12 protein-coding genes and 1 pseudogene are annotated in these 23,766 nt (G+C 59.6%); 7 read left to right on the top strand and 6 right to left on the bottom strand.

Annotated features, from left to right (window positions below; genetic code table 11):
- Positions 1–196: 196 nt before the first annotated feature.
- Positions 197–1,882, bottom strand: coding sequence for a lytic transglycosylase (locus METAL_RS18570; protein WP_005374847.1), 1,686 nt, complete (start codon positions 1,880–1,882; stop codon positions 197–199).
- A 205-nt stretch (positions 1,883–2,087) separates the two neighbouring features.
- Between METAL_RS18570 and METAL_RS18565 the strand changes: the two genes are divergently transcribed.
- Both METAL_RS18565 and rnhA read left to right on the top strand, forming a co-directional pair.
- Positions 2,088–2,798 (top strand): class I SAM-dependent methyltransferase, encoded by a 711-nt coding sequence (locus METAL_RS18565; protein ID WP_005374845.1) that lies wholly within the window; start codon positions 2,088–2,090, stop codon positions 2,796–2,798.
- Positions 2,795–3,241: a ribonuclease HI gene (gene rnhA, locus METAL_RS18560; protein ID WP_005374837.1), complete on the top strand. Its 447-nt coding sequence runs from the start codon at positions 2,795–2,797 to the stop codon at positions 3,239–3,241. The genes METAL_RS18565 and rnhA overlap by 4 nt, the downstream gene beginning before the upstream one ends.
- 69 nt (positions 3,242–3,310) lie before the next feature.
- On the opposite strand, the gene METAL_RS18555 is transcribed toward rnhA, so the two are convergent.
- Positions 3,311–3,688: a YajD family HNH nuclease gene (locus tag METAL_RS18555; RefSeq protein ID WP_005374835.1), complete on the bottom strand. Its 378-nt coding sequence runs from the start codon at positions 3,686–3,688 to the stop codon at positions 3,311–3,313.
- A 450-nt stretch (positions 3,689–4,138) separates the two neighbouring features.
- Between METAL_RS18555 and METAL_RS18550 the strand changes: the two genes are divergently transcribed.
- The 5 genes and pseudogenes from METAL_RS18550 to METAL_RS18530 all read left to right on the top strand — a co-directional run bounded on the left by METAL_RS18550 (position 4,139) and on the right by METAL_RS18530 (position 20,612).
- Positions 4,139–4,669 (top strand): REP-associated tyrosine transposase, encoded by a 531-nt coding sequence (locus tag METAL_RS18550; protein ID WP_005374833.1) that lies wholly within the window; start codon positions 4,139–4,141, stop codon positions 4,667–4,669.
- A gap of 251 nt (positions 4,670–4,920) precedes the next feature.
- Positions 4,921–14,067 (top strand): annotated as a pseudogene (locus tag METAL_RS20155) (retention module-containing protein); the annotation flags it as partial.
- Positions 14,068–14,350: 283 nt separating this feature from the next.
- Entirely contained in the window at positions 14,351–18,664 is a 4,314-nt protein-coding gene (locus METAL_RS21745) for a beta strand repeat-containing protein (protein WP_040578389.1), read from the top strand.
- Between the two features lie 1,404 nt (positions 18,665–20,068).
- Positions 20,069–20,350 (top strand): type II toxin-antitoxin system Phd/YefM family antitoxin, encoded by a 282-nt coding sequence (locus METAL_RS18535; protein ID WP_005374822.1) that lies wholly within the window; start codon positions 20,069–20,071, stop codon positions 20,348–20,350.
- On the top strand, positions 20,343–20,612 hold the full coding sequence (locus METAL_RS18530) for a Txe/YoeB family addiction module toxin (protein ID WP_005374820.1): 270 nt from the start codon (positions 20,343–20,345) through the stop codon (positions 20,610–20,612). Before METAL_RS18535 ends, METAL_RS18530 begins: the two co-directional genes overlap by 8 nt.
- A gap of 584 nt (positions 20,613–21,196) precedes the next feature.
- Here the strand turns inward: METAL_RS18530 and METAL_RS18525 are convergent.
- From METAL_RS18525 to METAL_RS18510, 4 genes are all read right to left on the bottom strand, one after another.
- On the bottom strand, positions 21,197–22,228 hold the full coding sequence (locus METAL_RS18525) for an Rpn family recombination-promoting nuclease/putative transposase (RefSeq protein ID WP_005374818.1): 1,032 nt from the start codon (positions 22,226–22,228) through the stop codon (positions 21,197–21,199).
- Between the two features lie 111 nt (positions 22,229–22,339).
- Positions 22,340–22,795, bottom strand: a complete 456-nt coding sequence (locus tag METAL_RS18520; protein WP_005374816.1) for a DUF1249 domain-containing protein — start codon at positions 22,793–22,795, stop codon at positions 22,340–22,342.
- Positions 22,792–23,208 (bottom strand): 6-pyruvoyl trahydropterin synthase family protein, encoded by a 417-nt coding sequence (locus tag METAL_RS18515; protein ID WP_005374815.1) that lies wholly within the window; start codon positions 23,206–23,208, stop codon positions 22,792–22,794. The genes METAL_RS18520 and METAL_RS18515 overlap by 4 nt, the downstream gene beginning before the upstream one ends.
- Positions 23,209–23,213: 5 nt before the next feature.
- The gene (locus tag METAL_RS18510; protein WP_005374813.1) at positions 23,214–23,510 is read right to left on the bottom strand and encodes a PilZ domain-containing protein; all 297 of its coding nucleotides are present in this window, start codon (positions 23,508–23,510) and stop codon (positions 23,214–23,216) included.
- Positions 23,511–23,766 lie beyond the last annotated feature (256 nt).

The following is a 23,766-nucleotide window of genomic DNA, read 5'->3' as shown; positions in this document are numbered from 1 at the left end:
CCACGTCACGCGTTATGAAGAGCAGCGTTGTAGGACGTTTTCGCGATAGCAAAACGCCAACAGGCTTCAAAGGGAGGCGGATTGCCTGGCGGCGAATCCGCCCTACAAGAGCCGCAGGATGGGTAGAGGCGCCAGCCGTACCCCATCGATCTTTTGAAATTTTATGGCGGATCTGCCCAGCCCAAGGCTTATAGGGCTAAATCATCGAGTGGCTGCTGTCCGCCACGATTTTCAGTATCTGTCCGGTCTGCAAGCCGTTGGCGAGCGCGGGCGCATTTGACCGTTTCAGGTCGCTCACCGAAACATTGAATTTTTTGGAAATCTGAGTCAAAGTGTCGCCTTTTTTCACCGTATAATGGACCAAACGCAAAGAATTGGAAGAAGAAGCGACCTGCTGCTCGCGGCCTTTGATGATCAGCTTGCGGCCGGGGACGAGCGCAGTTTTTAGGGTAATCCGGTTCCAGCTTGCCAATTCTTTGGGGCTGACCGAATAGCGCTGGCCGATATTGTAGAAAGTATCTCCCTTGCTGATCGTATGGTACGTCTCGGAAGGGCGAGAAGATTTTGCCAGCATCACGGCGTTGCCGTTCGGTTTGGCGGCAGGCGGAACTTTTAAAACGGCGCCGTAATTGACCGAGTTCTTGCCCAGATGGTTGGCGCTGCGCAGGTTCTGTACTGTCGTGTGGTGCGCTTTGGCGATCGACGTCAGGGTTTCGCCGCGCTTTACCTTATAGCTGGCAAAGCCTCCCGTTGGGACAAGGGAAGTGTAACGCGCGGCCGGCTGCTTGGCGACCACGGGCTCGGGTTTGCGATCATTGGCCTCGGCAATGATTTCTTCCTGTTGTTCCGCGATCAGCTTGGTAGAGTTGAATCGTTCGTAATAAGGAATTTCGGCCAGGTTCTTCTTGAACAAAGGCGCGTTCTTGACCGGAATCAGCAAGCGATGAGGCCCGTCCGGCGCCGTGCACCAGCGACTGAATCCCGGGTTCAGTCGAAGAAACTCGTTGATCGGCGTATTCGCCATCTGCGCGGCTTTGCTCAGATCGAGCGGAGCCTTGATATCGACGACTTCAAAGTAGGGCTTGTTCGGAATGTGCCTCAGCGGAATATGGTAACGATCCGCATTTGCAAAAATCTTCGCGACGGCGAGCAGTTTCGGGACGTAATGGTAGGTTTCGTCCGGCAGGTTCAGCGACCAGTAGTCGGTCGGCATGTCCATATTCTCGTTTCGTTCGATGCACTTTCTGACATTGCCCTTGCCGTAGTTGTAGGAGGCCAGGGCCAGCAGCCAGTCGCCGTTGAAGTTTTCGCTGAGCTGCTTCAAATAGGAGGTTGCCGCTTTGGTCGATGCGTAAACATCACGGCGGCCGTCGTACCAGGAGTTTTGCTTGAGCCCGAATTCCTGACCGGTGGAAGGAATGAATTGCCACAGCCCGGAAGCAGCGCTTTTGGAATAGGCGGTAGGTACGAAGGAGCTTTCGACCACAGGCAAGAGGGCCAGTTCGCCGGGAATCCGCTTCGCCTCGATCTCGTCGAGGATGTGGTGCATATAGGGTTCGGCGCGCTGCTGCAGGGAAATCAGCGATTGGGGATGCTGCAAATACCAGTTGATCTCGCGGTCTATCCGTTCGTTATTGATCTCTGGCAGGGCGTAGAGCGATAACAGCCGGTCCCATACTGTTTCGTACTGCGCGTTGTTCGGTTTGCTCTTTCTATGGGAAAGATAAGGAAAGCGGCCGAAAAAGCTGTTGTCGTCTGGCGAAACCTGGGGCGGTCTCTCGCTGACGCTCAGCGGCTCTTTGGAAGATTGCGAACACCCGGCCGCTGCCAGCGCTAACGACAGAGACAGTAATTTGAATGACCTGTTAGAATTAATTTGCATTTTCTAACCCTTTTTTTATCTATAAAATGCTGAATCTATGGCATCATAAAAAAACGACGCCCCCGTTAGCAGATTACGAGCGAATCCAGCGGCGACACATGGCGGTTGTCATTTTTGCAAACGAATTTTAAAGTCGTTTATAACTGCAGAGTATATAACATTTTTTTTCGGAAAACACTAATTTATCCTCAGCCGTTGACTTGCAATGAAGCGCGACTTTTTATTTTCCTATTACCGAACCCTGCGCGGCGAAGTGCTGAGGCGGCAGGAGACGGACTACTTGCAGCGCTCGATTACGGTCAGTTGCAAACAGACGATCCTGCAGATCGGCGCCCTGGGATGGGAAACGGAATTGGTCGATTGCTCCTTATACAAGTATTACGCCATCCTGGATGCGGAAGGGGCGGGCGCTCCGGCCGCTAAAAAAATCAGGGCGGAAGCCAGCCGCCTGCCTTTGCAGTGCGACAGTGTCGATATGATTATTTTGCCCCATTTTCTGGAGTTCGATCCCTGCCGCCTCCAAACCATGCGCGAAGTCGAACGCGTATTGAAGCCGGAAGGAATTCTGGTCGTAGTCAATTTCAATCCCTGGAGTTTGCGGATAAGATATGAATATTTATGGGAGCGGCAAAAACATGATGCCTGGTCCGGGCATTTTATTAGCCGTACCCGCGTCGTCGATTGGCTGAAGCTGCTCAATTTCGAAGTGATTTTATTCACCGAATTCAATGCGAAATCGGTGCGTTCGACCCACGGCAAATTTATGGAAAACTGTTATTCGCTAAGCGCTTCTGCCTATGCGATCAAAGCCATCAAGCGGCGCTACAATATCATTCCGTTGACCCCGGTTTATCAAACCAAACCGCGCCTGGTGCTGGTCAATCCGATCAACTCCACGACACGGATCGGTTCATGACGGATACGGTGGTGATTTATACGGACGGCGCTTGCAGAGGCAACCCGGGGCCGGGCGGCTGGGGCGTGATTTTGAGCTACAAAGGGGCCGTCAAGGAATTATACGGAGGCGAAATGGAAACGACCAATAACCGTATGGAATTGACGGCAGCCATCCAAGGGCTGGAAGCGCTGAAAAAGCAATGCAGGGTGGAGTTGAATACCGATTCCAAATATGTCTTGCAAGGCATTACCGAATGGCTGCCCAACTGGAAGAAACGGGGCTGGAAAACCGCAGGCAATAAACCGGTCAAGAACGAGGATTTATGGCGCCGGCTGGATGCCGCCGGCAGCCGGCATACGATCGAGTGGAAATGGGTGAAAGGGCATTCCGGGCACAAGGAGAATGACCGGGCGGATGAGCTGGCGAATCTGGGAATTGACGGGTTAAACAGGTTGAAGTAGATACCGGGCTGCGCTTCTTACCGCAATTTGTTGCGCGAACGAAGCTCGGCGTTATTTCAATTCCTTGCGCTATTTCTTCGTCATCAATTCCTTCAGACCTGCAAAAGGATTATGGGTGGCGGCAGGTGACGAGGTTTTCAGTGCCGATGCGCTGCCGAAGCGCATTTCCTCGTAACGGGAATGTTCGTTGTCGTGGCAATAAACGCACAGCAATTCCCAGTTGCTGCCGTCCGGAGGATTGTTGTCGTGGTTGTGATCCTTGTGATGGACGGTCAATTCGCTGAGGTTTCTGGATGTAAATTCCCGCGCGCAACGGCCGCAAATCCACGGATACATCTTGATCGCCCGTTCCCGGTAGGTGGCTTCCTTGAGTTGTTGATTGCGTTTGACCTCGGCGATGAATTGATCCATTTTATCTTTGTCGAGGGTGGTCTTTTTTATAGTCATGGCAAAAATTCTCCCAAAAGGCGGACGAAGCGGAAAAGCGAGGCTTTTCCGGGTAAACGGTAGAAGGAGTGAATCGAAGCGCCGGATTGTCCCGCATTCCGGCTGGTCAGCGCCTTGAATGTTCCCGATGCCGCTGAACAAAAATACTCCTGCTTCCTATTATATTTATATGGAAAAAACGGACAAGCATCGGATACGCAATGTATCGAGAAGGCTTTGAATAACCCCTTCTTCCTCCGCTCTACGCCGTTAAGTCAAGCCTGCAGGAATTGCAAGCTGGCTTTGCGGATAACGCAACCGGATCGACAAAGTTCTTGTAGTAGGGCGGATTCGCCGCCAGGCAATCCGCCGCTTTGAAGGCCATTGGCGTTTTGCTATCGCGAAAACGCCCTACAGTCGTGTATCCTCGTTCCCACGCTCCCGCGTGGGAACGCATACGGAGTCAAATAGATGGGCAGAAGCCGTTATCGATTCATCCACCCCGATCAACCCCATTTTATGACGCTGACCGTTCTGCATTGGATTCCGGTATTTACCCGGCCCGCTACGGTTGAGATCTTATTTGAATCACTGCGTTTTTTAGTCAATGAGGGGTTAACGATCCATGCCTATGTGATTCTTGAAAATCACCTTCATCTGATTGCACAAAGCCAACAATTGGATAGGGACATTTATCGTTTAAAATCCTATACAGCTCGAGAATTGATTCGGCTTCTGGAAGCCAATCGGATAAATACGATCCTTGATCAATTGGCTTTTTATAAAAAAGCGCATAAAAGTGATCGTGCGTATCAGTTTTGGCAGGAAGGCGTTCATCCGGAATGGATTCAAAGCGAAGAGATGATGCGGCAAAAAATTGAATATATACATCTGAATCCGGTGAAAAGGGGGTATGTAGAGCAGGCGGAGCATTGGCGGTATTCGAGCGCTCGGGATTATGCGGGACAGGCGGGGTTGTTGCCGGTGACTCGGCGTTGGTGAGCACGTATGCATTCCCACGCGGGAGCGTGGGAACGAGAAAAGCCGCTCCTACATGCCGTGACAATCGCGGGTAGTCGTGTAGGTCGGGCACGCGTTTTTTGTGCCCGACATTTCCTTCGAAGAAATCATTGTCATTTAGTACCAAAGTACAATATTCAACTTGCAGGGTTTGTGGAACAATTACCTCATGCGCTAACTCGATAGCGCGCGGATTATAGAGCGATAAAATCCCCAAGTGGAGGGCACTAAAAATGGCAAAGTTCGGCATCGTTAAATTTGTGACAGGTATGGTAAAGGCGGTTTCGGCCGACGGTACCGAGCGTGTGCTTTACACGGGGGACAGAGTACTTCCGGACGAAGTCATCGTGACCGCGGACAACGGCAATGTCGTGATCGAATTCAATGACGGCACGACCATGGATCTGGGCCGCAATCAGCAAGTTTCCCTGAACGAAGATATGCTGTCGTCTGAGAACCCGGTCACGCAGGCTGCCGGGCAAACCGCGGCAGGCGCGCAAGACGAAGTGGCCGCCATCCAGCAGGCGCTGTTCGATGAAAACTTCGATCCGACCAAGTCTCTGCAAGCGGCCGCCGCCGGCGGTGCCGATGCGGGCGGCGGCACCGCGTCGGGCGGCAATGAAGGTCATGGTACCGTATACGTTGTCGACTATCAGAATCCCGTATCCCAACCGAACAGCGGTTTCGACACGAATGGAATTAGTTTTTCATTTTCGCAGATCCAGGAAAACCTGATACTCAATCCGACGCTGACGGAGGGAGTGAATAATCCGGTAATAATAAACGGTATCGGCGTTACTACAGGCGATCACAGCATCCTCGAAAGCGGCCTGCCGGCGGGCAGCAGCCCGAATACGGAGGGAGTGACGCAGGCCGGCAGCTTCGAAGTGGTGGCGTTGGACGGCATTGCCACGGTAACCATAGGCGGCGCGACCCTCACCTTCGCCCAACTACAGGATCTGGCGAACAATCCGGTAACCATTGATACCCCGTACGGCGCATTGACCTTGGCCGGCTTCGCGGGCGGCGCGACAGGCGGCACCGTCAGTTACCGCTACACGCTGGACGCGGCGGTCGATAACGACAGCCAAGCGGGCGCCGACAATGACCGCTTCATCGAGACAGTCGCGGTAACCGTGACCGATAACGACGGCAGTACCGCGAACTCGTCGATCAATATCGAAATTATCGATGACGTCCCCGACGCGATCGACGACACCAACGCCCAGGCCGCCAGCGAAAACCAGGTCACGCTGACCGGCAACGTCTTCACCAACGACGTGCTCGGCGCCGACGTAACGGCCAACCCGATCACCCCGGCGACCCTGACCGGCCTCTACGGCACCCTGGAACTGGCCGCCGACGGCAGCTACACCTACACGCTGAACCCCAACGGCGAAGCTTTCCTCGCCCTGGGCGGCGGCGGTACCGCAGTGGAAACGTTCCCGTACACCTTGACCGATGCCGACGGCGACAGCGACACCGCAATCCTCACGCTGAACATCGAAAATATCGACGACAACGTCACGATCACCGGCATCGGCAATACCGCCGGCGATGAGACCGTGCTGGAAAGCCACCTGCCGGACGGCACCGCGCCCGATGCCGCCAGCCTGACCCAGACCGGCAGCTTCACGCTCGATGCGCCGGACGGGCTGCAGACAGTGACCGTCCACGGCACCGAACTGAGCGTGGCGCAGCTTCTGAACCTCGGCGCCGCCCCGGTCACCGTCACCACCCCGCAAGGCACCTTGACCCTGACCGGCTACACCGGCACCGCGTTCGGCGGCACCGTCGACTACAGCTACACCCTGAACACCACGGTGGACAACAGCGGCCAGAGCGGCGACTTCATCGACACGCTGGCGGTCGCGGTGACCGACGTGGATGGCGACAGCGCGAATTCGACGTTGAACATTCATATCGTCAACGACGTCCCCGACGCGATCGACGACACCAACGCCGAAGCCGCCAATGAAAACCAGGTCACGTTGACCGGCAACGTCTTCACCAACGACGTGCTTGGCGCCGACGTAACGGCCAACCCGATCACCCCGGCGACCCTGACCGGCCTCTACGGCACCCTGGAACTGGCCGCCGACGGCAGCTATACCTACACGCTGGACCCCAACGGCGCGGCGTTCCTCGCCTTGGGCGGCGGCGGTACCGCGACGGAAACCTTCCCGTACACCTTGACCGATGCCGACGGCGACAGCGACACCGCGGTTCTGACGCTGAACATCGAAAATATCGACGACAGTGTCACGATCACCGGCATCGGCAATACCGCCGGCGATGAGACCGTGCTGGAAAGTCACCTGCCGGACGGCACCGCGCCTGATGCCGCCAGCCTGACCCAGACCGGCAGCTTCACGCTCGATGCGCCGGACGGGCTGCAAACAGTGACTGTCCACGGCACCGAACTGAGCGTGGCGCAGCTTCTGAACCTCGGCGCCGCCCCGGTCACCGTCACCACCCCGCAAGGCACCTTGACCCTGACCGGCTACACCGGCACCGCGTTCGGCGGCACCGTCGACTACAGCTACACCCTGAACAACCCGGCGGACAACGGCGGCCAGAGCGGCGACTTCATCGAAACCCTGGCGGTCGCGGTGACCGACGTGGACGGCGACAGCGCGAATTCGACGTTGAACATTCATATCGTCAACGACGTCCCCGACGCGATCGACGACACCAACGCCCAGGCCGCCAGCGAAAACCAGATCACGCTGACCGGCAACGTCTTCACCAATGACGTGCTCGGCGCCGACGTAACGGCCAACCCGATCACCCCGGCGACCCTGACCGGCCTCTACGGCACCCTGGAACTGGCCGCCGACGGCAGCTACACCTACACGCTGGACCCCAACGGCGAAGCTTTCCTCGCCCTGGGCGGCGGCGGTACCGCAGTGGAAACGTTCCCGTACACCTTGACCGATGCCGACGGCGACAGCGACACCGCGGTCCTGACGCTGAACATCGAAAATATCAACAATGGGGTCGCAATCACCAACCTGACTCCGGCCGCCGAAGGCGGCGATGTGGCCGTCAACGAAAGCCACCTGGCCGACGGCTCCAGCCCGAACGCCGCCGCGCTGACCCAGCCCGGCAACTTCACGATCAGCGCCCCGGACGGCGTAGGCAACCTAACGATCGACGGCCACCCCGTCATCACCGACGGCGTATTCGCGGCCACCAGCTTCACCACCGGCTTGGGCAATACCCTTACAATTACCGGTTACGACAGCAACACCGGCACGGTCAGCTACACCTACACCCTGACCGACAACGAAACCCATGCGGCCGGGCAGGGCACGAACAGCCTGTTCGAAAACCTCGACGTGGTCCTGACCGACCTGGACGGCGACAGCACCCAGAGCACCCTGGCGGTCAACATCATCGACGACGTGCCCGTCGCCGTGGACGACGTGGACAGCATCGCCTCCGGCGTGGGGCCGGCCACCGGCAACGTGATCACCGACGCCGAAGGCGACGGCGGCGCCGATACCCGAGGCGCGGACGGCGCCGCCGTAACGGCGGTAGCCAGCAACAACATCCCGGCGAACAGCGACGGCAGCGCGGACGGCAGCGGCAACTTCCAGGTCGCCGGCCAATACGGCGTCTTGACCCTGCACCAGAGCGGCGACTACAGCTACACCCGTAACGAAGGCACGCCGGGCAACGTCAGCGATGTCTTCACCTACACCCTGACCGACGGCGACGGCGACAGCGCCACCGCGACCCTGACGATTACCATCGGCAACACCTTGCCGACGATCGGCAACCTGACCCCGGCCGCCGAAGGCGGCGATGTCACCGTCAACGAAAGCCACCTGGCCGACGGCTCCAACCCCAACGCCGCCGCGCTGACCCAGCCCGGCAGCTTCACGATCAGCGCCCCGGACGGCGTAGGCAACCTGACGATCGACGGCCACGCCATCATCAGCAACGGCGCGTTCACGGCCGGCAGCTTCACCACTGGCCTGGGCAATACCCTTACAATTACCGGCTACGACAGCAACACCGGCACGGTCAGCTACACCTACACCCTGACCGACAACGAAACCCATGACCCCGTCCAAGGCACCAACAGCCTGTTCGAAAACCTCGACGTGGTCTTGACCGACCTGGACGGCGACAGCACCCAGGCCACCCTGGCGGTGAACATCCTCGACGACGTGCCCGTTGCCGTGGACGACGTGGACAGCATCGCCTCCGGCGTGGGGCCGGCCACCGGCAACGTGATCACCGACGCCGAAGGCGACGGCGGCGCCGATACCCTTGGTGCGGACGGCGCCGCCGTGACGGCGATCGTCAGCAATAATCCAGGCGGGGCGGCACTAACGGAAGTAAGCGCCGCCGGCGTGACCATTGCCGGCCAATACGGTGACCTGACCATCCATCCGGACGGCGCCTATAGCTATATTCGGTACGAAGGCATGCCGGGCAACGTCAGCGATGTCTTCACCTACACCCTGACCGATGGCGATGGCGACAGCGCCACTGCGACCCTGACGATTACGAGTGGCAACACCCTGCCGACGATCGGCAACCTGACCCCGGCCGCCGAAGGCGGCGACGTCACCGTCAACGAAAGCCACCTGGCCGACGGCTCCAACCCCAACGCCGCCGCGCTGACCCAGCCCGGCAGCTTCACGATCAGCGCCCCGGACGGTGTAGGCAACCTGACGATCGACGGCCACGCCGTCATCAGCAACGGCGTGTTCACGCCCGACAGCTTCACTACCGGATTGGGCAATACCCTGGCCGTTACCGGCTACAACCCGGCGACCGGCGAAATCAGCTACACCTACACCCTGACCGACAACGAAACCCATGCGGCCGGGCAGGGCACGAACAGCCTGTTCGAAAACCTCGACGTGGTCCTGACCGACCTGGACGGCGACAGCACCCAGAGCACCCTGGCGGTCAACATCGTCGACGACGTGCCCGTCGCCGTAAACGACGTGGACAGCATCGCCTCCGGCGTGGGGCCGGCCACCGGCAACGTGATCACCGACGCCGAAGGCGACGGCGGCGCCGATACCCGAGGCGCGGACGGCGCCGCCGTCACGGCGGTAGCCAGCAACAACGTCCCGGCGAACAGTGACGGCAGCGCGGACGGCAGCGGCAACTTCCAGGTCGCCGGCCAATACGGCGTCTTGACCCTGCACCAGAACGGCGACTACAGCTACACCCGTAACGAAGGCACGCCGGGCAACGTCAGCGATGTCTTCACCTACACCCTGACCGACGGCGACGGCGACAGCGCCACCGCGACCCTGACGATTACCATCGGCAACACCCTGCCGACGATCGGCAACCTGACCCCGGCCGCCGAAGGCGGCGACGTGGCCGTCAACGAAAGCCACCTGGCTGACGGCTCCGACCCCAACGCCGCCGCGCTGACCCAGCCCGGCAACTTCACGATCAGCGCCCCGGACGGCGTAGGCAACCTGACGATCGACGGCCACCCCGTCATCAACAACGGCGCGTTCACGCCCGGCAGCTTCACCACTGGCCTGGGCAATACCCTTACAATTACCGGCTACGACAGCAACACCGGCACGGTCAGCTACACCTACACCCTGACCGACAACGAAACCCATGCGGCCGTCCAAGGCACGAACAGCCTGTTCGAAAACCTCGACGTGGTTCTGACCGACCTGGACGGCGACAGCACCCAGGCCACCCTGGCGGTCAACATCATCGATGACGTGCCGGCGGCAAACCCCGACACGAACGCCGTTATGGAAGGCGGCGTGGTTAGCGGCAACGTACTGACGGACGGTGTGGACGACGTATTCGGCGCCGACGGCCCGGCAGCGGCCGGCGGTGTCGTAGGCGTGCGTGCGGCGGGGGGAAATACCACGTCCGAAGTAACCACCGGCGTGGGTTCCACGATCACCGGCCAGTACGGCACCCTCACCCTGAATGCGAACGGCGGCTATACCTATGATGGTAACCCGAATGAGGTCCCGCCGGCAGGGGCGAACGATGTCTTCGTATATACGATTCAGGATAGCGATGGCGACCGCTCGACCACGACGCTGACCATTACCCTGACCGACAGCGGCCTGACGGCGAGCAATAAAGACATTACCGTAAACGAAGCGGCGCTTCCTTCGGGCAGCGATCCCAACAGCTCGGCCGAAACGGCGGCGGGTACGCTGACGGGCAATGTTAGCGGTGGCGCGGCGGGCTACAGTTTTACGCTGATAGGTTCGGGAACGGGCACCTATGGCTCACTGACGCTGAATGCGAGCGGCAGTTACAGCTACACGTTGACGCAGCGGTACGATACCACGCCGGATGCGAACGACGGCCCCAACATCGAGAACAACCGCGACACTTTCACCTATCAGGTGACGGACGCCAACGGCAACACAGCGACCAACACGCTCACTATCGACATCATCGACGACGTGCCGCATGCCGTCGCGGATGAGTTTACTGTAGTGGAAGGCAGCACGATCAACGGTAACGTGCTGACCGAAGGTACGGATGACGTGTTCGGTGCCGATGGTAAGGAGGCGGCAGGCGGCGTCGTGGGCGTGCGCGCGGCGGGGGGAAATACCTCGTCCGAGGTAACCACCGGCGTGGGTTCCACGATCACCGGCCAGTATGGCACGCTGACGCTGGGTGCGGACGGCAACTTCATCTATCAAGCGGCGCCGAACCAGATAACCCAGGGCGCGACGGACACCTTCGTTTACACCATCCAGGATGGTGACGGCGATCGTTCGACCACGACATTGACTATTCATATCTCCGACGCCGGGGTGACAGCGCCGGATGACCGAGATATCACGGTTTACGAAAATGCGCTGGACACCGTACAGGATGGTCAGGACTTAGCAAGCAGTACTTTTACGGGTAGCTTGCCGTCCAGCCCTAACGAGACCGGTTCTGGCCAGCTCAACGGATCGGCTAGTACTTCGATAAGTTACGCGCTGAACGGAGCAGTGGCGGCGGGAGACGGCAGCACGACGCTGACAGGGACTTATGGCGTAATCAAGCTCCAGGCGAACGGCAGCTATGTCTATACGCTGACGTCTCCCGCGAATGCAACGGGTACGAATGATGGGCCGCAAACCCAGCATGATGCGGAATTTTTTACCTACACGGTAAAAGACGCCCACGGCAACACGGCGGAGGGAAAGATTTATGTGAATATCGTGGACGACGTGCCGGCGATCGACGTGGCAGCAGCGAATGAATCGGGTGTAGTGCTGACGACGCAAGACGCAGATACCCTCGGCGCCAACTTTGACACCGCGAGCAGCACGGCCAACTTCGGCGGCGTGTTCAGCATTGCCAGCTCGAACTATGGTGCGGACGGCGCAGGCACGGCACCGGCATTGAGCTACACGCTAGGTTTTGCGGCAGGCTTCACAGAAGGCTCGGCCTCGGGGATGACCAGCAACGGAGCGGCGATCAATCTATGGCAACTGGCGGACGGCACCATTGTGGGTGCGACGGGCACCGAGCCGGCCACGGCCAATGCGGCGAACGTGGTGTTCTCACTTTCCGTGAGCGGTACGGGCGTAGTGACCCTGACGCAGTATCAGGAACTCGACCATGATGCGCCCGGCGCGACGGCTGGCCCCTACGATGGCCAGTACGAAGTGCTGGCGAACGGCCTGGTCACGCTGACGGCGACGGCGACCATCACCGACGGCGATGGCGACAGCGCCACGGACAGCGAAACCGTGGACCTGGGCGGCAACATCCGCTTCGCGGACGACGGCCCGGCGATCGACGTGGCAGCAGCGAATGAATCGGGTGTAGTGCTGACGACGCAAGACGCAGATACCCTCGGCGCCAACTTTGACACCGCGAGCAGCACGGCCAACTTCGGCGGCGTGTTCAGCATTGCCAGCTCGAACTATGGTGCGGACGGCGCAGGCACGGCACCGGCATTGAGCTACACGCTAGGCTTTGCGGCAGGCTTCACAGAAGGCTCGGCCTCGGGGATGACCAGCAACGGAGCGGCGATCAATCTATGGCAACTGGCGGACGGCACCATTGTGGGTGCGACGGGCACCGAGCCGGCCACGGCCAATGCGGCGAACGTGGTGTTCTCACTTTCCGTGAGCGGTACGGGCGTAGTGACCCTGACGCAGTATCAGGAACTCGACCATGATGCGCCCGGCACGACGGCTGGCCCCTACGATGGCCAGTACGAAGTGCTGGCGAACGGCCTGGTCACGCTGACGGCGACGGCGACCATCACCGACGGCGATGGCGACAGCGCCACGGACAGCGAAACCGTGGACCTGGGCGGCAACATCCGCTTCGCGGACGACGGCCCGGCGATCGACGTGGCAGCAGCGAATGAATCGGGTGTAGTGCTGACGACGCAAGACGCAGATACCCTCGGCGCCAACTTTGACACCGCGAGCAGCACGGCCGCCTTCGGCGGCGTGTTCAGCATTGCCAGCTCGAACTATGGTGCGGACGGCGCAGGCACGGCACCGGCATTGAGCTACACGCTAGGTTTTGCGGCAGGCTTCACAGAAGGCTCGGCCCTCGGGGATGACCAGCAACGGAGCCGGCGATCAATCTATGGGAACCTGGCGGACGGCACCATTGTGGGTGCGACGGGCACCGAGCCGGCCACGGCCAATGCGGCGAACGTGGTGTTCTCACTTTCCGTGAGCGGTACGGGCGTAGTGACCCTGACGCAGTATCAGGAACTCGACCATGATGCGCCCGGCACGACGGCTGGCCCCTACGATGGCCAGTACGAAGTGCTGGCGAACGGCCTGGTCACGCTGACGGCGACGGCGACCATCACCGACGGCGATGGCGACAGCGCCACGGACAGCGAAACCGTGGACCTGGGCGGCAACATCCGCTTCGCGGACGACGGCCCGGCGATCGACGTGGCAGCAGCGAATGAATCGGGTGTAGTGCTGACGACGCAAGACGCAGATACCCTCGGCGCCAACTTTGACACCGCGAGCAGCACGGCCAACTTCGGCGGCGTGTTCAGCATTGCCAGCTCGAACTATGGTGCGGACGGCGCAGGCACGGCACCGGCATTGAGCTACACGCTAGGCTTTGCGGCAGGCTTCACAGAAGGCTCGGCCTCGGGGATGACCAGCAACGGAGCGGCGATCAATCTATGGCAACTGGCGGACGGCACCATTGTGGGTGCGACGGGCACCGAGCCGGCCACGGCCAATGCGGCGAACGTGGTGTTCTCACTTTCCGTGAGCGGTACGGGCGTAGTGACCCTGACGCAGTATCAGGAACTCGACCATGATGCGCCCGGCGCGACGGCTGGCCCCTACGATGGCCAGTACGAAGTGCTGGCGAACGGCCTGGTCACGCTGACGGCGACGGCGACCATCACCGACGGCGATGGCGACAGCGCCACGGACAGCGAAACCGTGGACCTGGGCGGCAACATCCGCTTCGCGGACGACGGCCCGGCGATCGACGTGGCAGCAGCGAATGAATCGGGTGTAGTGCTGACGACGCAAGACGCAGATACCCTCGGCGCCAACTTTGACACCGCGAGCAGCACGGCCAACTTCGGCGGCGTGTTCAGCATTGCCAGCTCGAACTATGGTGCGGACGGCGCAGGCACGGCACCGGCATTGAGCTACACGCTAGGCTTTTGCGGCAGGCTTCACAGAAGGCTCGGCCTCGGGGATGACCAGCAACGGAGCGGCGATCAATCTATGGCAACTGGCGGACGGCACCATTGTGGGTGCGACGGGCACCGAGCCGGCCACGGCCAATGCGGCGAACGTGGTGTTCTCACTTTCCGTGAGCGGTACGGGCGTAGTGACCCTGACGCAGTATCAGGAACTCGACCATGATGCGCCCGGCACGACGGCTGGCCCCTACGATGGCCAGTACGAAGTGCTGGCGAACGGCCTGGTCACGCTGACGGCGACGGCGACCATCACCGACGGCGATGGCGACAGCGCCACGGACAGCGAAACCGTGGACCTGGGCGGCAACATCCGCTTCGCGGACGACGGCCCGGTGGCACCAACATTGACGCTACAGGGCAGTGTAGCGATCGATGAGACGCCTGGCGTGCAGGCGGCTGCCGATCCGAACGCGGCGAATGACGTGTTAGGCACGGCAACTGCCTACGGCACAACTACGGTGGCTGATTTGTTTGCCCATGTTCCTTCAACGGGTAATGATCCGGACATGGCTGTGGGCTATGCGGCGAGCACGGGTTCGCTCGTGGCATTGGCGAACGGCAGCTTCGGCGCGGATGGTGCGGCCGCGGGTGGCGGTGTGAACTATGCGCTGCAGGTAACGGATGGAACTTTCTCCGGCGTTCGTACGACGGATGGGCATGACATTTTTCTGTACAACGGAACGGGGGCGAATGCCGGTCTGATTCTGGGTCGGGTTGGAACGGAAGCATCGCCAACGCTGGGCGGTGACACGGCCAATGTCTCGGGTACGGTGGCGTTTGCCTTGGCGACCGATCAGACAACAGGCAAGGTATTTATCGCGCAATATTTGTCGCTGGACAACGGTACGGGTGGCAGCACTTCCGCAGAAAAGTACGACAACCCGATATCGCTGGCCGCGGACGCGGTGAAGATGCAGGTGACGTATACCGATGGCGATGCCGATACAGCGAGTTCGAGTGTAAATATCGGCAATGGCATTCAATTCCAGGACGACGGCCCAAGCCTGAATATCGTCGACACGCCAAACGCCGTTAACGAGTCGCAGTCGATCGACGGTACCTGGACGCTGTCTGCCGGGGCGGACGGTGTGACCAGTGTGGCTGTGACGGTCGACCAGGTGACCAAGACGCTGTCGTTGGGTTCTTCCGCCAACACGGTGACCTTCGGCGCGGACGACGGCCTGACGGTTGGCACATTGACGGTCGATGCCGACTTGCAATGGCATTTCACCGCCGGTTCGGTGACGGCCGATACGTCGGTGAGCTTCAGCATCGAGGCAACCGATGGCGACGGCGACAAAGCCAGCGACACCCAGACCATCACGGTGCTTAACACCGCGGTGCCGCCGACGATCCATGTCGACGCGCAGCCGGACCTCGTGTCCGAGTCCGGTCTGAATACCGGTTCCGCTCCGGGTTTCGCCATATTCACCAGCGGCACCTTCACGATTACGGATTCGGACAACAACATCACCAGCATCACGATCAAAGGCACGACTGTCACCATCGGCCAGTTGAACAACGTCGGCACCACGTCGATTGCCCCGATTACCGGCGACCACGGCAAGCTGACCATCATCAGCTACGATCCCAACACGGGCAAGGTGACGTATCAGTATGAGCTCACCGGGGCCACGACCCACAACGACAACGACACGGATGAATTCGGCCTCACCGTCACCGACGCCGATAACGGAAGCGACCAAGCGACGCTCACCATCCACATCGCCGACGACGCCCCCAAGTCGCAAGCCGATTCGCTGGCACTGATGGAAGGCGGTACCACGGCGGGCGACGTCAACATTCTGCTGATTCTCGACCACTCCTACAGCATGGCGGATACCAGCCCGGGCGGCACTCAAACCGGCGGCTGGGAAGCGTTGAAAGCTGGCGTCCTGGCCTTGCTGCAAAAGTATGAAGCGACGGGCGTGGCGATCAATGTTCAGGTCGTGACCTTCAGCGTCAACGCGACCGCCGCGACCACCGTGTTCCACAGTTCCACGGAGGTGAATAACTATCTCAATGGACGCGGCGAACCCACCATTTCGAGTGATGCCGGCACCTACTACAAGGAGGCCATCAGCAAAGCGGAGATGGAGTGGAGCACAACGTTCAGCGGTGCGTCCGCCGCAAGCTCCGTCGCCTACTTCTTCTCGGACGGCACGCCCACGAGCGGTCATACGTTGACCGGCACCGACAAGACGACGTGGGAAAACTACGTCAATAGCCACTTCGTCAAGTCCATTGCCATCGGCATCGACACGACGGGCAATACCGTCAACCGAGGCGGCAGCCAAGGCGGCAGCGGTTCGGCCTCCAACGCGGACTTGCAGTCCGTCGCCTACACGCCGGGCGGCGCGGACGAAATCTACCCCGGCATCCTGCCCACAGATCTTGCCGGCGCGATCGACGGCATCTACGTGCCGGTTTCCGCCGGCGGCAACGTGCTGGGCAACGACGCGCCGGGCGCGGACGGCTGGGTCACGGGCGGTTCGCTCGTGTCGGTTGCTTACGGCGGCACGACGGTTACCTTCTCCGATTCGACCACTTCGGCTACCTTCAATACGACCGCCGGCACGGCCACCATCAACAGGGACGGCAGCTACAGCTTCACCAGCCTTGAAGACGTGAAGGACGACGTAAGCGCCGTGATCAGCTACGTTGCGAAGGATGCGGACGGCTCGACGACCAACAACACGCTGACCCTCACTACGCTCGACCGCAGCGAGGTCACGGCCTACGACAACTACAACCAGGCGGTGTTGACCGAGGTTACCGTGCCCGGTACCCCAACCACCACGACGTTGGCCGATTTCTCGACCGTGGCGAATCCCGCCAGCAGTGGCCCCACCTACAACGGCTGGATATTCGACACCACCGACAACGGCACGCCGTCCGGTGACGAGATGACCGTAGTAGACGGCAACACCAACGTGCTGGGCCAAATTGCCAACAGTACCGACAAGTGGATTGTCAGCTCGCTCAGCGAAAGCACTCTGGACGCTTCGGTGTCGGGGTCTTCCGGCCGCTTGCTGCTTGAAGACAACAACGACGACAGCAACGGTGCGGCCCAGATGCTGACTCCGGAGTTTGTCGTCGGCGCAACGGGTACAACCACGCTGAGTTTCGATTACCAGCGCGGTAACACCAATAACAACGACACGGTCAATTGGCAGCTCTACAAGTTCAACGGTTCGACCTGGGCGGCGGTGAGCGGCGCCGGATATTCCGGAACCTTGCCTAACACTAACAATACCACGGCGGCTTCGGTGACGACAGGACCTCTTGACTCAGGTCAATACCGCGTGTACTTCAGCGTCAACGACGGCGGCGGCAGCAGCGACTCGCGGTTGTATCTGGACAACATCAAGCTCAACCATACCACGGATGCGACCACCTCCATCCAGGTGGCCGGGCTGGCCGGCAACGTCATCACCGACCTGAGCCATGTGACGGAAGGCATCGCCGATAGCAAAGGCTCGGAAGGCGCGAAGGTGGTCGGCATCGGCTTCGGCGTCGGCACTGACGACACGTTCGACGGCAGCGGCAACCTCTCCATCGCGGGTGACTACGGCACGCTCACCGTCAAGGCCGACGGCAGCTACACCTACACGCCACGGGCAGGTCTGGATAACGGGGATCTCGGCAAGACCGATACCTTCAGCTACACCATCGCGCAACCCGATGGCGACAGCAGCACCGCCGACCTCGTCATCAAGCTCGCCACAGGTTCTTACGTGGCGACGAACGGCGCGGATGGCCTAGTGCTCGGCACGGATGGCAACGACTCGCTGGTCGGTACGGCGGGCGACGACGTGCTGGTGGGCAAGGCGGGCAACGATACACTCGACGGCGGTGCCGGTCACGACGTGCTGATCGGTGGCGCGGGCAACGACATCCTCATCGGTGGTGCAGGCAACGACACCCTCATCGGTGGTGCCGGTAACGATACACTGACCGGCGGCGACGGCAGCGACACATTCAAATATCAAAATGGAGACCTGAGCGGTGGAAGCTTCGACCGAATCACGGACTTTAACGTCGCTGCGCCGGCAAGCGGCGGGGATAAGTTGGATATCTCGGATTTGCTTACCGGATTTAGCGGTACCGTGAATGAGGCCGTGTCGCAAGGATTTCTGCAATTCGCCAATGACGGCAGCGGAAATACGGCTGTGCAAGTGGATACCAACGGCGCTACTACGGGAGGAGCCTCGTTCCAGACGGTCGCCGTCTTGCAAAACGTGAGTTTTACCGACGCCTCTGCCGCATTGACGCAATTGCAGGACAATATCATCGTACAGCAGTAACCCGCGTAGGACCGTAGGACCGTAGGGCGGTTTCGCGTCAGTCGTGTAGCCGTGTAGGTCGGGCACGCTTTTTGTGCCCGACGCTTTCGATGTGACGGTATGAGGTCACGGTTACGGATCGGCGAATGGCCTTTCCGCCACCCAAATGTCGGGCAACGGTGAAGCTGTTGCCCGACCTACCAGACTACCAGACTTAGGACCGTAGCGGAACGCGATAGCGGTTCCGCCGGAGGAGGATGGCCGCTCAGTGGCGGATCGCCTGACGGCATCCGCCCTACCGCGGGGGCGGCATTTGATTGTCAGCGGGGAATGGCCCACTCCATACGTCTTCCAGCCGCTCGGCAGTCGTGTAGGTCGGGCACGCTTTTTGTGCCCGACACTTTCGATGTGACGGTATGAGGTCACGGTTACGGATCAGCGAATGGCCTTTCCGCCGCCCAAATGTCGGGCAACGGTGAAGCTGTTGCCCGACCTACCCGGCTTGCATAAGGAGGACCGTAGGGCGGTTTCGCGTCAGCAAACCGCCAACTTGCATAAGGAGGGCTCTTCAATGGCGGATTGCCTGTCGGCGAATCCACCCTACCGCCGGGGCGGCACTTGGCTGTCAGCCGTGTAGGTCGGGCACGCTTTTTGTGCCCGACACTTTCGATGTGACGGTATGAGGTCACGGTTACGGATCAGCGAACGGTCTTTCCGCCGCCCAAATGTCGGGCAACGGTGAAGCGGTTGCCCGACCTACCCGGCTTGCATAAGGAGGACCGTAGGACCGTAGGGCGGTTTCGCGTCAGCAAACCGCCAACTTGCATAAGGAGGGCTCTTCAATGGCGGATTGCCTGTCGGCGAATCCGCCCTACCGTGGGGCGGCATTTGGCTGTCAGTCGTGTAGGTTGGGCACGCTTTTTGTGCCCGACACTTTCGATGTGATGGTATGAGGTCACGGTCACGGTTACGGATCAGCGAACGGCCTTTCCGCCGCCCAAATGTCGGGCAACGGTGAAGCGGTTGCCCGACCTACCCGGCTTGCATAAGGAGGATCGTAGGGCGGTTTCGCGTCAGCAAACCGCCAACTTGCATAAGGAGGGCTCTTCAATGGCGGATTACCTGTCGGCGAATCCGCCCTACCGTGGGGCGGCATTTGGCTGTCAGTCGTGTAGGTCGGGCACGCTTTTTGTGCCCCACACTTTCGATGTGACGGTATGAGGTCACGGTTACGGATCAGCGAACGGCCTTTCCGCTGCCCAAATGTCGGGCAACGGTGAAGCTGTTGCCTGACCTACCCGGCTTAATTTAATGGCAGTGGCGCTGGAGCCTGGGAACGAGAAATAAGGCCAATACCCGCCTGGGCGGGTATTGGCCGCGCTTCTTTGTTTATGTACAATATGCTTGTACAAATTAGGGTGTGTTATGACAATTGAAACGACTTATAGCCAAGCGCGCGAGCAATTGAAAACGTTGATGGATCGTGCTGTGGATGATCATGAGGTGATCGTTGTGCGGCGCAGGAGCGGAGGGGCTGTTGCTATGATTGCGGCGGATGAGCTTGAAAGCTTGCTGGAAACCGCGCATTTACTGCGCTCGCCCAAGAATGCGGAACGTTTGCTGATAGCATTGGCGCGTGCACGGTCAGAAAATAGGGCGCCGACGTCGCTTGCGGATCTTGAGCAAGAGATGGGGATCAATGCATAGCGGCGACCGCGTTGCCGTTTTTCATCCTGAATTTCTGGAAGACTTGCAATATTGGGTCGAAACTGACCGGCGCGTCGCCAAACGCTTATTGGAACTTGTGAAAGCCACGTTGCGCGCGCCCTTCGACGGCATTGGCAAACCCGAACCGCTAAAGTATCTGGGACCGGATGTGTGGTCTCGCCGCATCACGCAAGAACACCGTTGCGTTTATTTGGTCAAGCAAGGCCGCGTTGAATTCTTACAGGGACGTTATCACTATTAACCCGTTCGCGGTGTTTTGTATCGCCAAAAATCGGGCGTATGGGAGCGATCCTCAGATCGCGACTAATAGTCGTGTAGGTCGGGCACGCTTTTTGTGCCCGACACTTTCGATGTGACGGTATGAGGTCACGGTTACGGATCAGCGAACGGCCTTTCCGCCGCCCAAATGTCGGGCAACGGTGAAGCTGTTGCCCGACCTACCAGACTTGCATAAGGACCGTAGGGCGGTTTCGCGTCAGCAAACCGCCAACTTGCATAAGGAGGACTCTCCAATGGCGGATTGCCTGTCGGCGAATCCGCCCTACCGCTGGGGCGGCACTTGGCTGTCAGCGGATAATGGCCCGCCCCACACCTCTTCCAGTCGTGTAGGTCGGGCACGCTTTTATGCCCGACACTTTCGATGCGACGGTATGAGGTCACGGTTACGAATCAGCGAACGGCCTTTCCGCTGCCCAAATGTCGAGCAACGGTGAAGCGGTTGCCCGACCTACCAGACTTAGACCGTAGGGCGGTTTCGCGTCAGCAAACCGCCAACTTGAATAAGGAGGACTCTCCAATGGTGGATTGCCTGTCGGCGAATCCGCCCTACCGCTGGGGCGGCACTTGGCTGTCAGCGGATAACGGCCCGCCCCATACCTCTTCCAGCCGCTCGGCGGTCAAAATACGCTCGACCCAGGCGTCCAGTTGGGCTTTCGCGGCCGCGTGCACCCGCTGCTCCACGTCCGCGGTCAGCGGGCCGAATTTTAGCCGGAGCAGTTTTAGCAGCGTTTGGGCTTCGCCCTTGGTTTCGCCCCGGGCTTCCCCCCGAGCCTCCCCCCGGGCTTCCCCCCGGGCCTCCCCTTGCGCCTCGCCCTGTAATCTCGCTTCTTGTAGCCATTGCGGAATGCGTTGTGCCAGCATGGTCTTGATCTCCCGTAAATCGTTCGGTTCGGTCGGCCGGTCCTCGCCCGGCGCGTGCAGCACCCGGTTGATCCAGACGCTGAAACTGCGCCGCAGCCGGGTTTGTTCCGGTGCTGCCAGCCATTCTATCAAATTGGAGATGACTTCGAGAATCGCCGCCGGTTCGCGATGATGCTCCAGCCGGAAGATCGCCGCGACCAGATTGGGGAGCGGATCCAGCGCCTCCAGGTCATAAGCGCCTTCGTCCAGTATCAGATAACGCAGAGTGGGCCGGTAGCGTGCCAGGCCGCCGGGCAAGGTGGCGATCAACTCCGCCAGCTCGGTGGGCGCCCGCCAGCGCCGGTCGCCGTTGTACAACACGACCGGAAACACCGGCGGCAGCCGTCTGTCGGGCAGGGTTTGCCGGGTCTTGATCAGGTCCTGATAGAGCAAGCCGATATAACTCATCAGCCTGACCGCCATGTAATGATCGACGGTCGATTGAAATTCAATCAGCAAGTATACGTAAATCCACTGATGCCGGGACTTGACACGCCAGATCACATCGTCCTCGCGATGCCGTAGATCGTCGGTGACATAACTGGTGGCCACCGACTCCAGGGTGGAAAAGTCGAGTTCGCCGACCCAGGGCTCATGCACGAAGCCTTGCAATAAATCCCGGATGATTTCAGGCTCGGAGAACAGCAGTTTGTAGGAATGGTCGTGCGATGGGTTCATGTCCGGATGATAGCATGAGCGGTGATATTTTGCGAAGCCGGAGCTTGGGCGCTAGAAAATTCGCCTACGTGTTGCATCGGGTGGAGACGAATTTATCGGTCCGCTCCGGATTTAGGCGATGACGGGCGTCTTGCTGTTTTCAGGGCTGAACCGGTAGTTCTTGTTCAGGCAGTGTTCCAGCCATTTTTGCAGAAAGTAATTCAAGCGCCATTTATAGTTCATGATTTCCAGGCTCAGGCCGGGGTTCCTGTAGACCTTGGCAACGGCGGCGCGGGCATGGTCGTTGATCACTTCAGCCAGTTGCAGGTCCAGATAAAGCCGTATGGTCACGGCGGGTTCCAGAAACTCTTCCAGATTCCTTTTGAAACTGTGGCTTAACAGGATCGTCAGCGTATAGGGCGAGCGTTCGAGCACTTCGAGATGGAGGGCGGAACTGTTGTCGGCGACGCCGATCGCGGTATCGCGGCAGTCGAGCAAATGCGGAATCAAACGCAGGAGTTTCCGGTAATTGGCGGCGCAGATCTGTTCGAGGCAGAAGGACTTATTGACGGGATTCAACTGGCTCATAATCGTGGCGAATCTTCGCTGTAGCAGGCATGGGCGCTGGCGGTTTCCCAGAGCACGACTTGCGCGACATTCAATCCGGCCTGCCGAAGATAACGGTAAATCATCTTGCTGAGCACTTCGGCGGTCGGATGTTCGTCGAGGGCCAGAAAGCGTTCGTTGTTCGCGATCAGCATCGGGATGATCGGATCGTCCTTGTGCAGTAAAAAGTTATGATCGAGATATTGATCGATATAGGCTTCGACAGCATCCCTGATGTCCGAAAAATCACAGACCATTCCTTGATCGTTAAGCTGTTCCTGCCTGATCGAAATCGAGGCCTTGACGCTGTGCCCGTGCAAATGGCGGCATTTGCCGGGATGATTCATCAGCCGGTGCCCGTAACAGAAATAGACCTCTTTGGTGATGGTGTACATGTCAATCAACATCCTTTGATGCTTTTGATCGCCGCGGCGATTTCGAAGCCGCGGCCGGTTAATGGAATACAGCGGACGATTTCGATGAAGGCGGTAACCGGAGGGCCGAGCGGGCTTTTGACGACGTGTATCCTTGCGGCTTTGCCCGGTGGCAGCGCCTCGGGGAGAACAAAAGAGACGCCCGCGCCGCTGATGGTTTTGCAATGCCCTACGAGTTGTTCGGTCGAACCGGCCAGTTTGACGGCGATTTCGCCGCCGCTCGTCAGGCGCGCGTGATGACGTTGTTCATTCGGATCGGGCAAGATGGATAACCTGGATTAAGTGGTAAAACAAAGGAATTATGGTAAAACAAAGGAATTCGAAAAATGCGGTGGTTTACTGTACTCAGCTTAGCAAAAATCAACCGGAAAAGAAAAGCCTCTTGGCGCGCGCCGGCCCGGTCCGGCCATTTTGCCGGTATTTGGACTGCAAAATGGCCGGAATTTCGGTAAGATGTGCGTCTGACCCGATGCCGTTCGGGCTGCAGGCTGTCCTGTGACGCTGCAGCGGCTTTACTGG

The organism is Methylomicrobium album BG8 (assembly GCF_000214275.2).
In the GTDB taxonomy this organism is placed as follows: domain Bacteria; phylum Pseudomonadota; class Gammaproteobacteria; order Methylococcales; family Methylomonadaceae; genus Methylomicrobium; species Methylomicrobium agile.
Note: the sequence above shows the minus strand (reverse complement) of the source record. Positions and strands in the feature narration are given on the sequence as shown.

What these genes read in the sequence shown, in the direction of transcription:
- METAL_RS18515 (WP_005374815.1), bottom strand. Translation starts at nt 23,208, where the DNA reads ATGTACACCATCACCAAAGAGGTCTATTTCTGTTACGGGCACCGGCTG.
- METAL_RS18565 (WP_005374845.1), top strand. Translation starts at nt 2,088, where the DNA reads ATGAAGCGCGACTTTTTATTTTCCTATTACCGAACCCTGCGCGGCGAA.
- METAL_RS18555 (WP_005374835.1), bottom strand. Translation starts at nt 3,688, where the DNA reads ATGACTATAAAAAAGACCACCCTCGACAAAGATAAAATGGATCAATTC.
- METAL_RS18550 (WP_005374833.1), top strand. Translation starts at nt 4,139, where the DNA reads ATGGGCAGAAGCCGTTATCGATTCATCCACCCCGATCAACCCCATTTT.
- rnhA (WP_005374837.1), top strand. Translation starts at nt 2,795, where the DNA reads ATGACGGATACGGTGGTGATTTATACGGACGGCGCTTGCAGAGGCAAC.
- METAL_RS18535 (WP_005374822.1), top strand. Translation starts at nt 20,069, where the DNA reads ATGACAATTGAAACGACTTATAGCCAAGCGCGCGAGCAATTGAAAACG.
- METAL_RS18520 (WP_005374816.1), bottom strand. Translation starts at nt 22,795, where the DNA reads ATGAGCCAGTTGAATCCCGTCAATAAGTCCTTCTGCCTCGAACAGATC.
- METAL_RS18570 (WP_005374847.1), bottom strand. Translation starts at nt 1,882, where the DNA reads ATGCAAATTAATTCTAACAGGTCATTCAAATTACTGTCTCTGTCGTTA.
- METAL_RS21745 (WP_040578389.1), top strand. Translation starts at nt 14,351, where the DNA reads ATGACCAGCAACGGAGCGGCGATCAATCTATGGCAACTGGCGGACGGC.
- METAL_RS18525 (WP_005374818.1), bottom strand. Translation starts at nt 22,228, where the DNA reads ATGAACCCATCGCACGACCATTCCTACAAACTGCTGTTCTCCGAGCCT.
- METAL_RS18530 (WP_005374820.1), top strand. Translation starts at nt 20,343, where the DNA reads ATGCATAGCGGCGACCGCGTTGCCGTTTTTCATCCTGAATTTCTGGAA.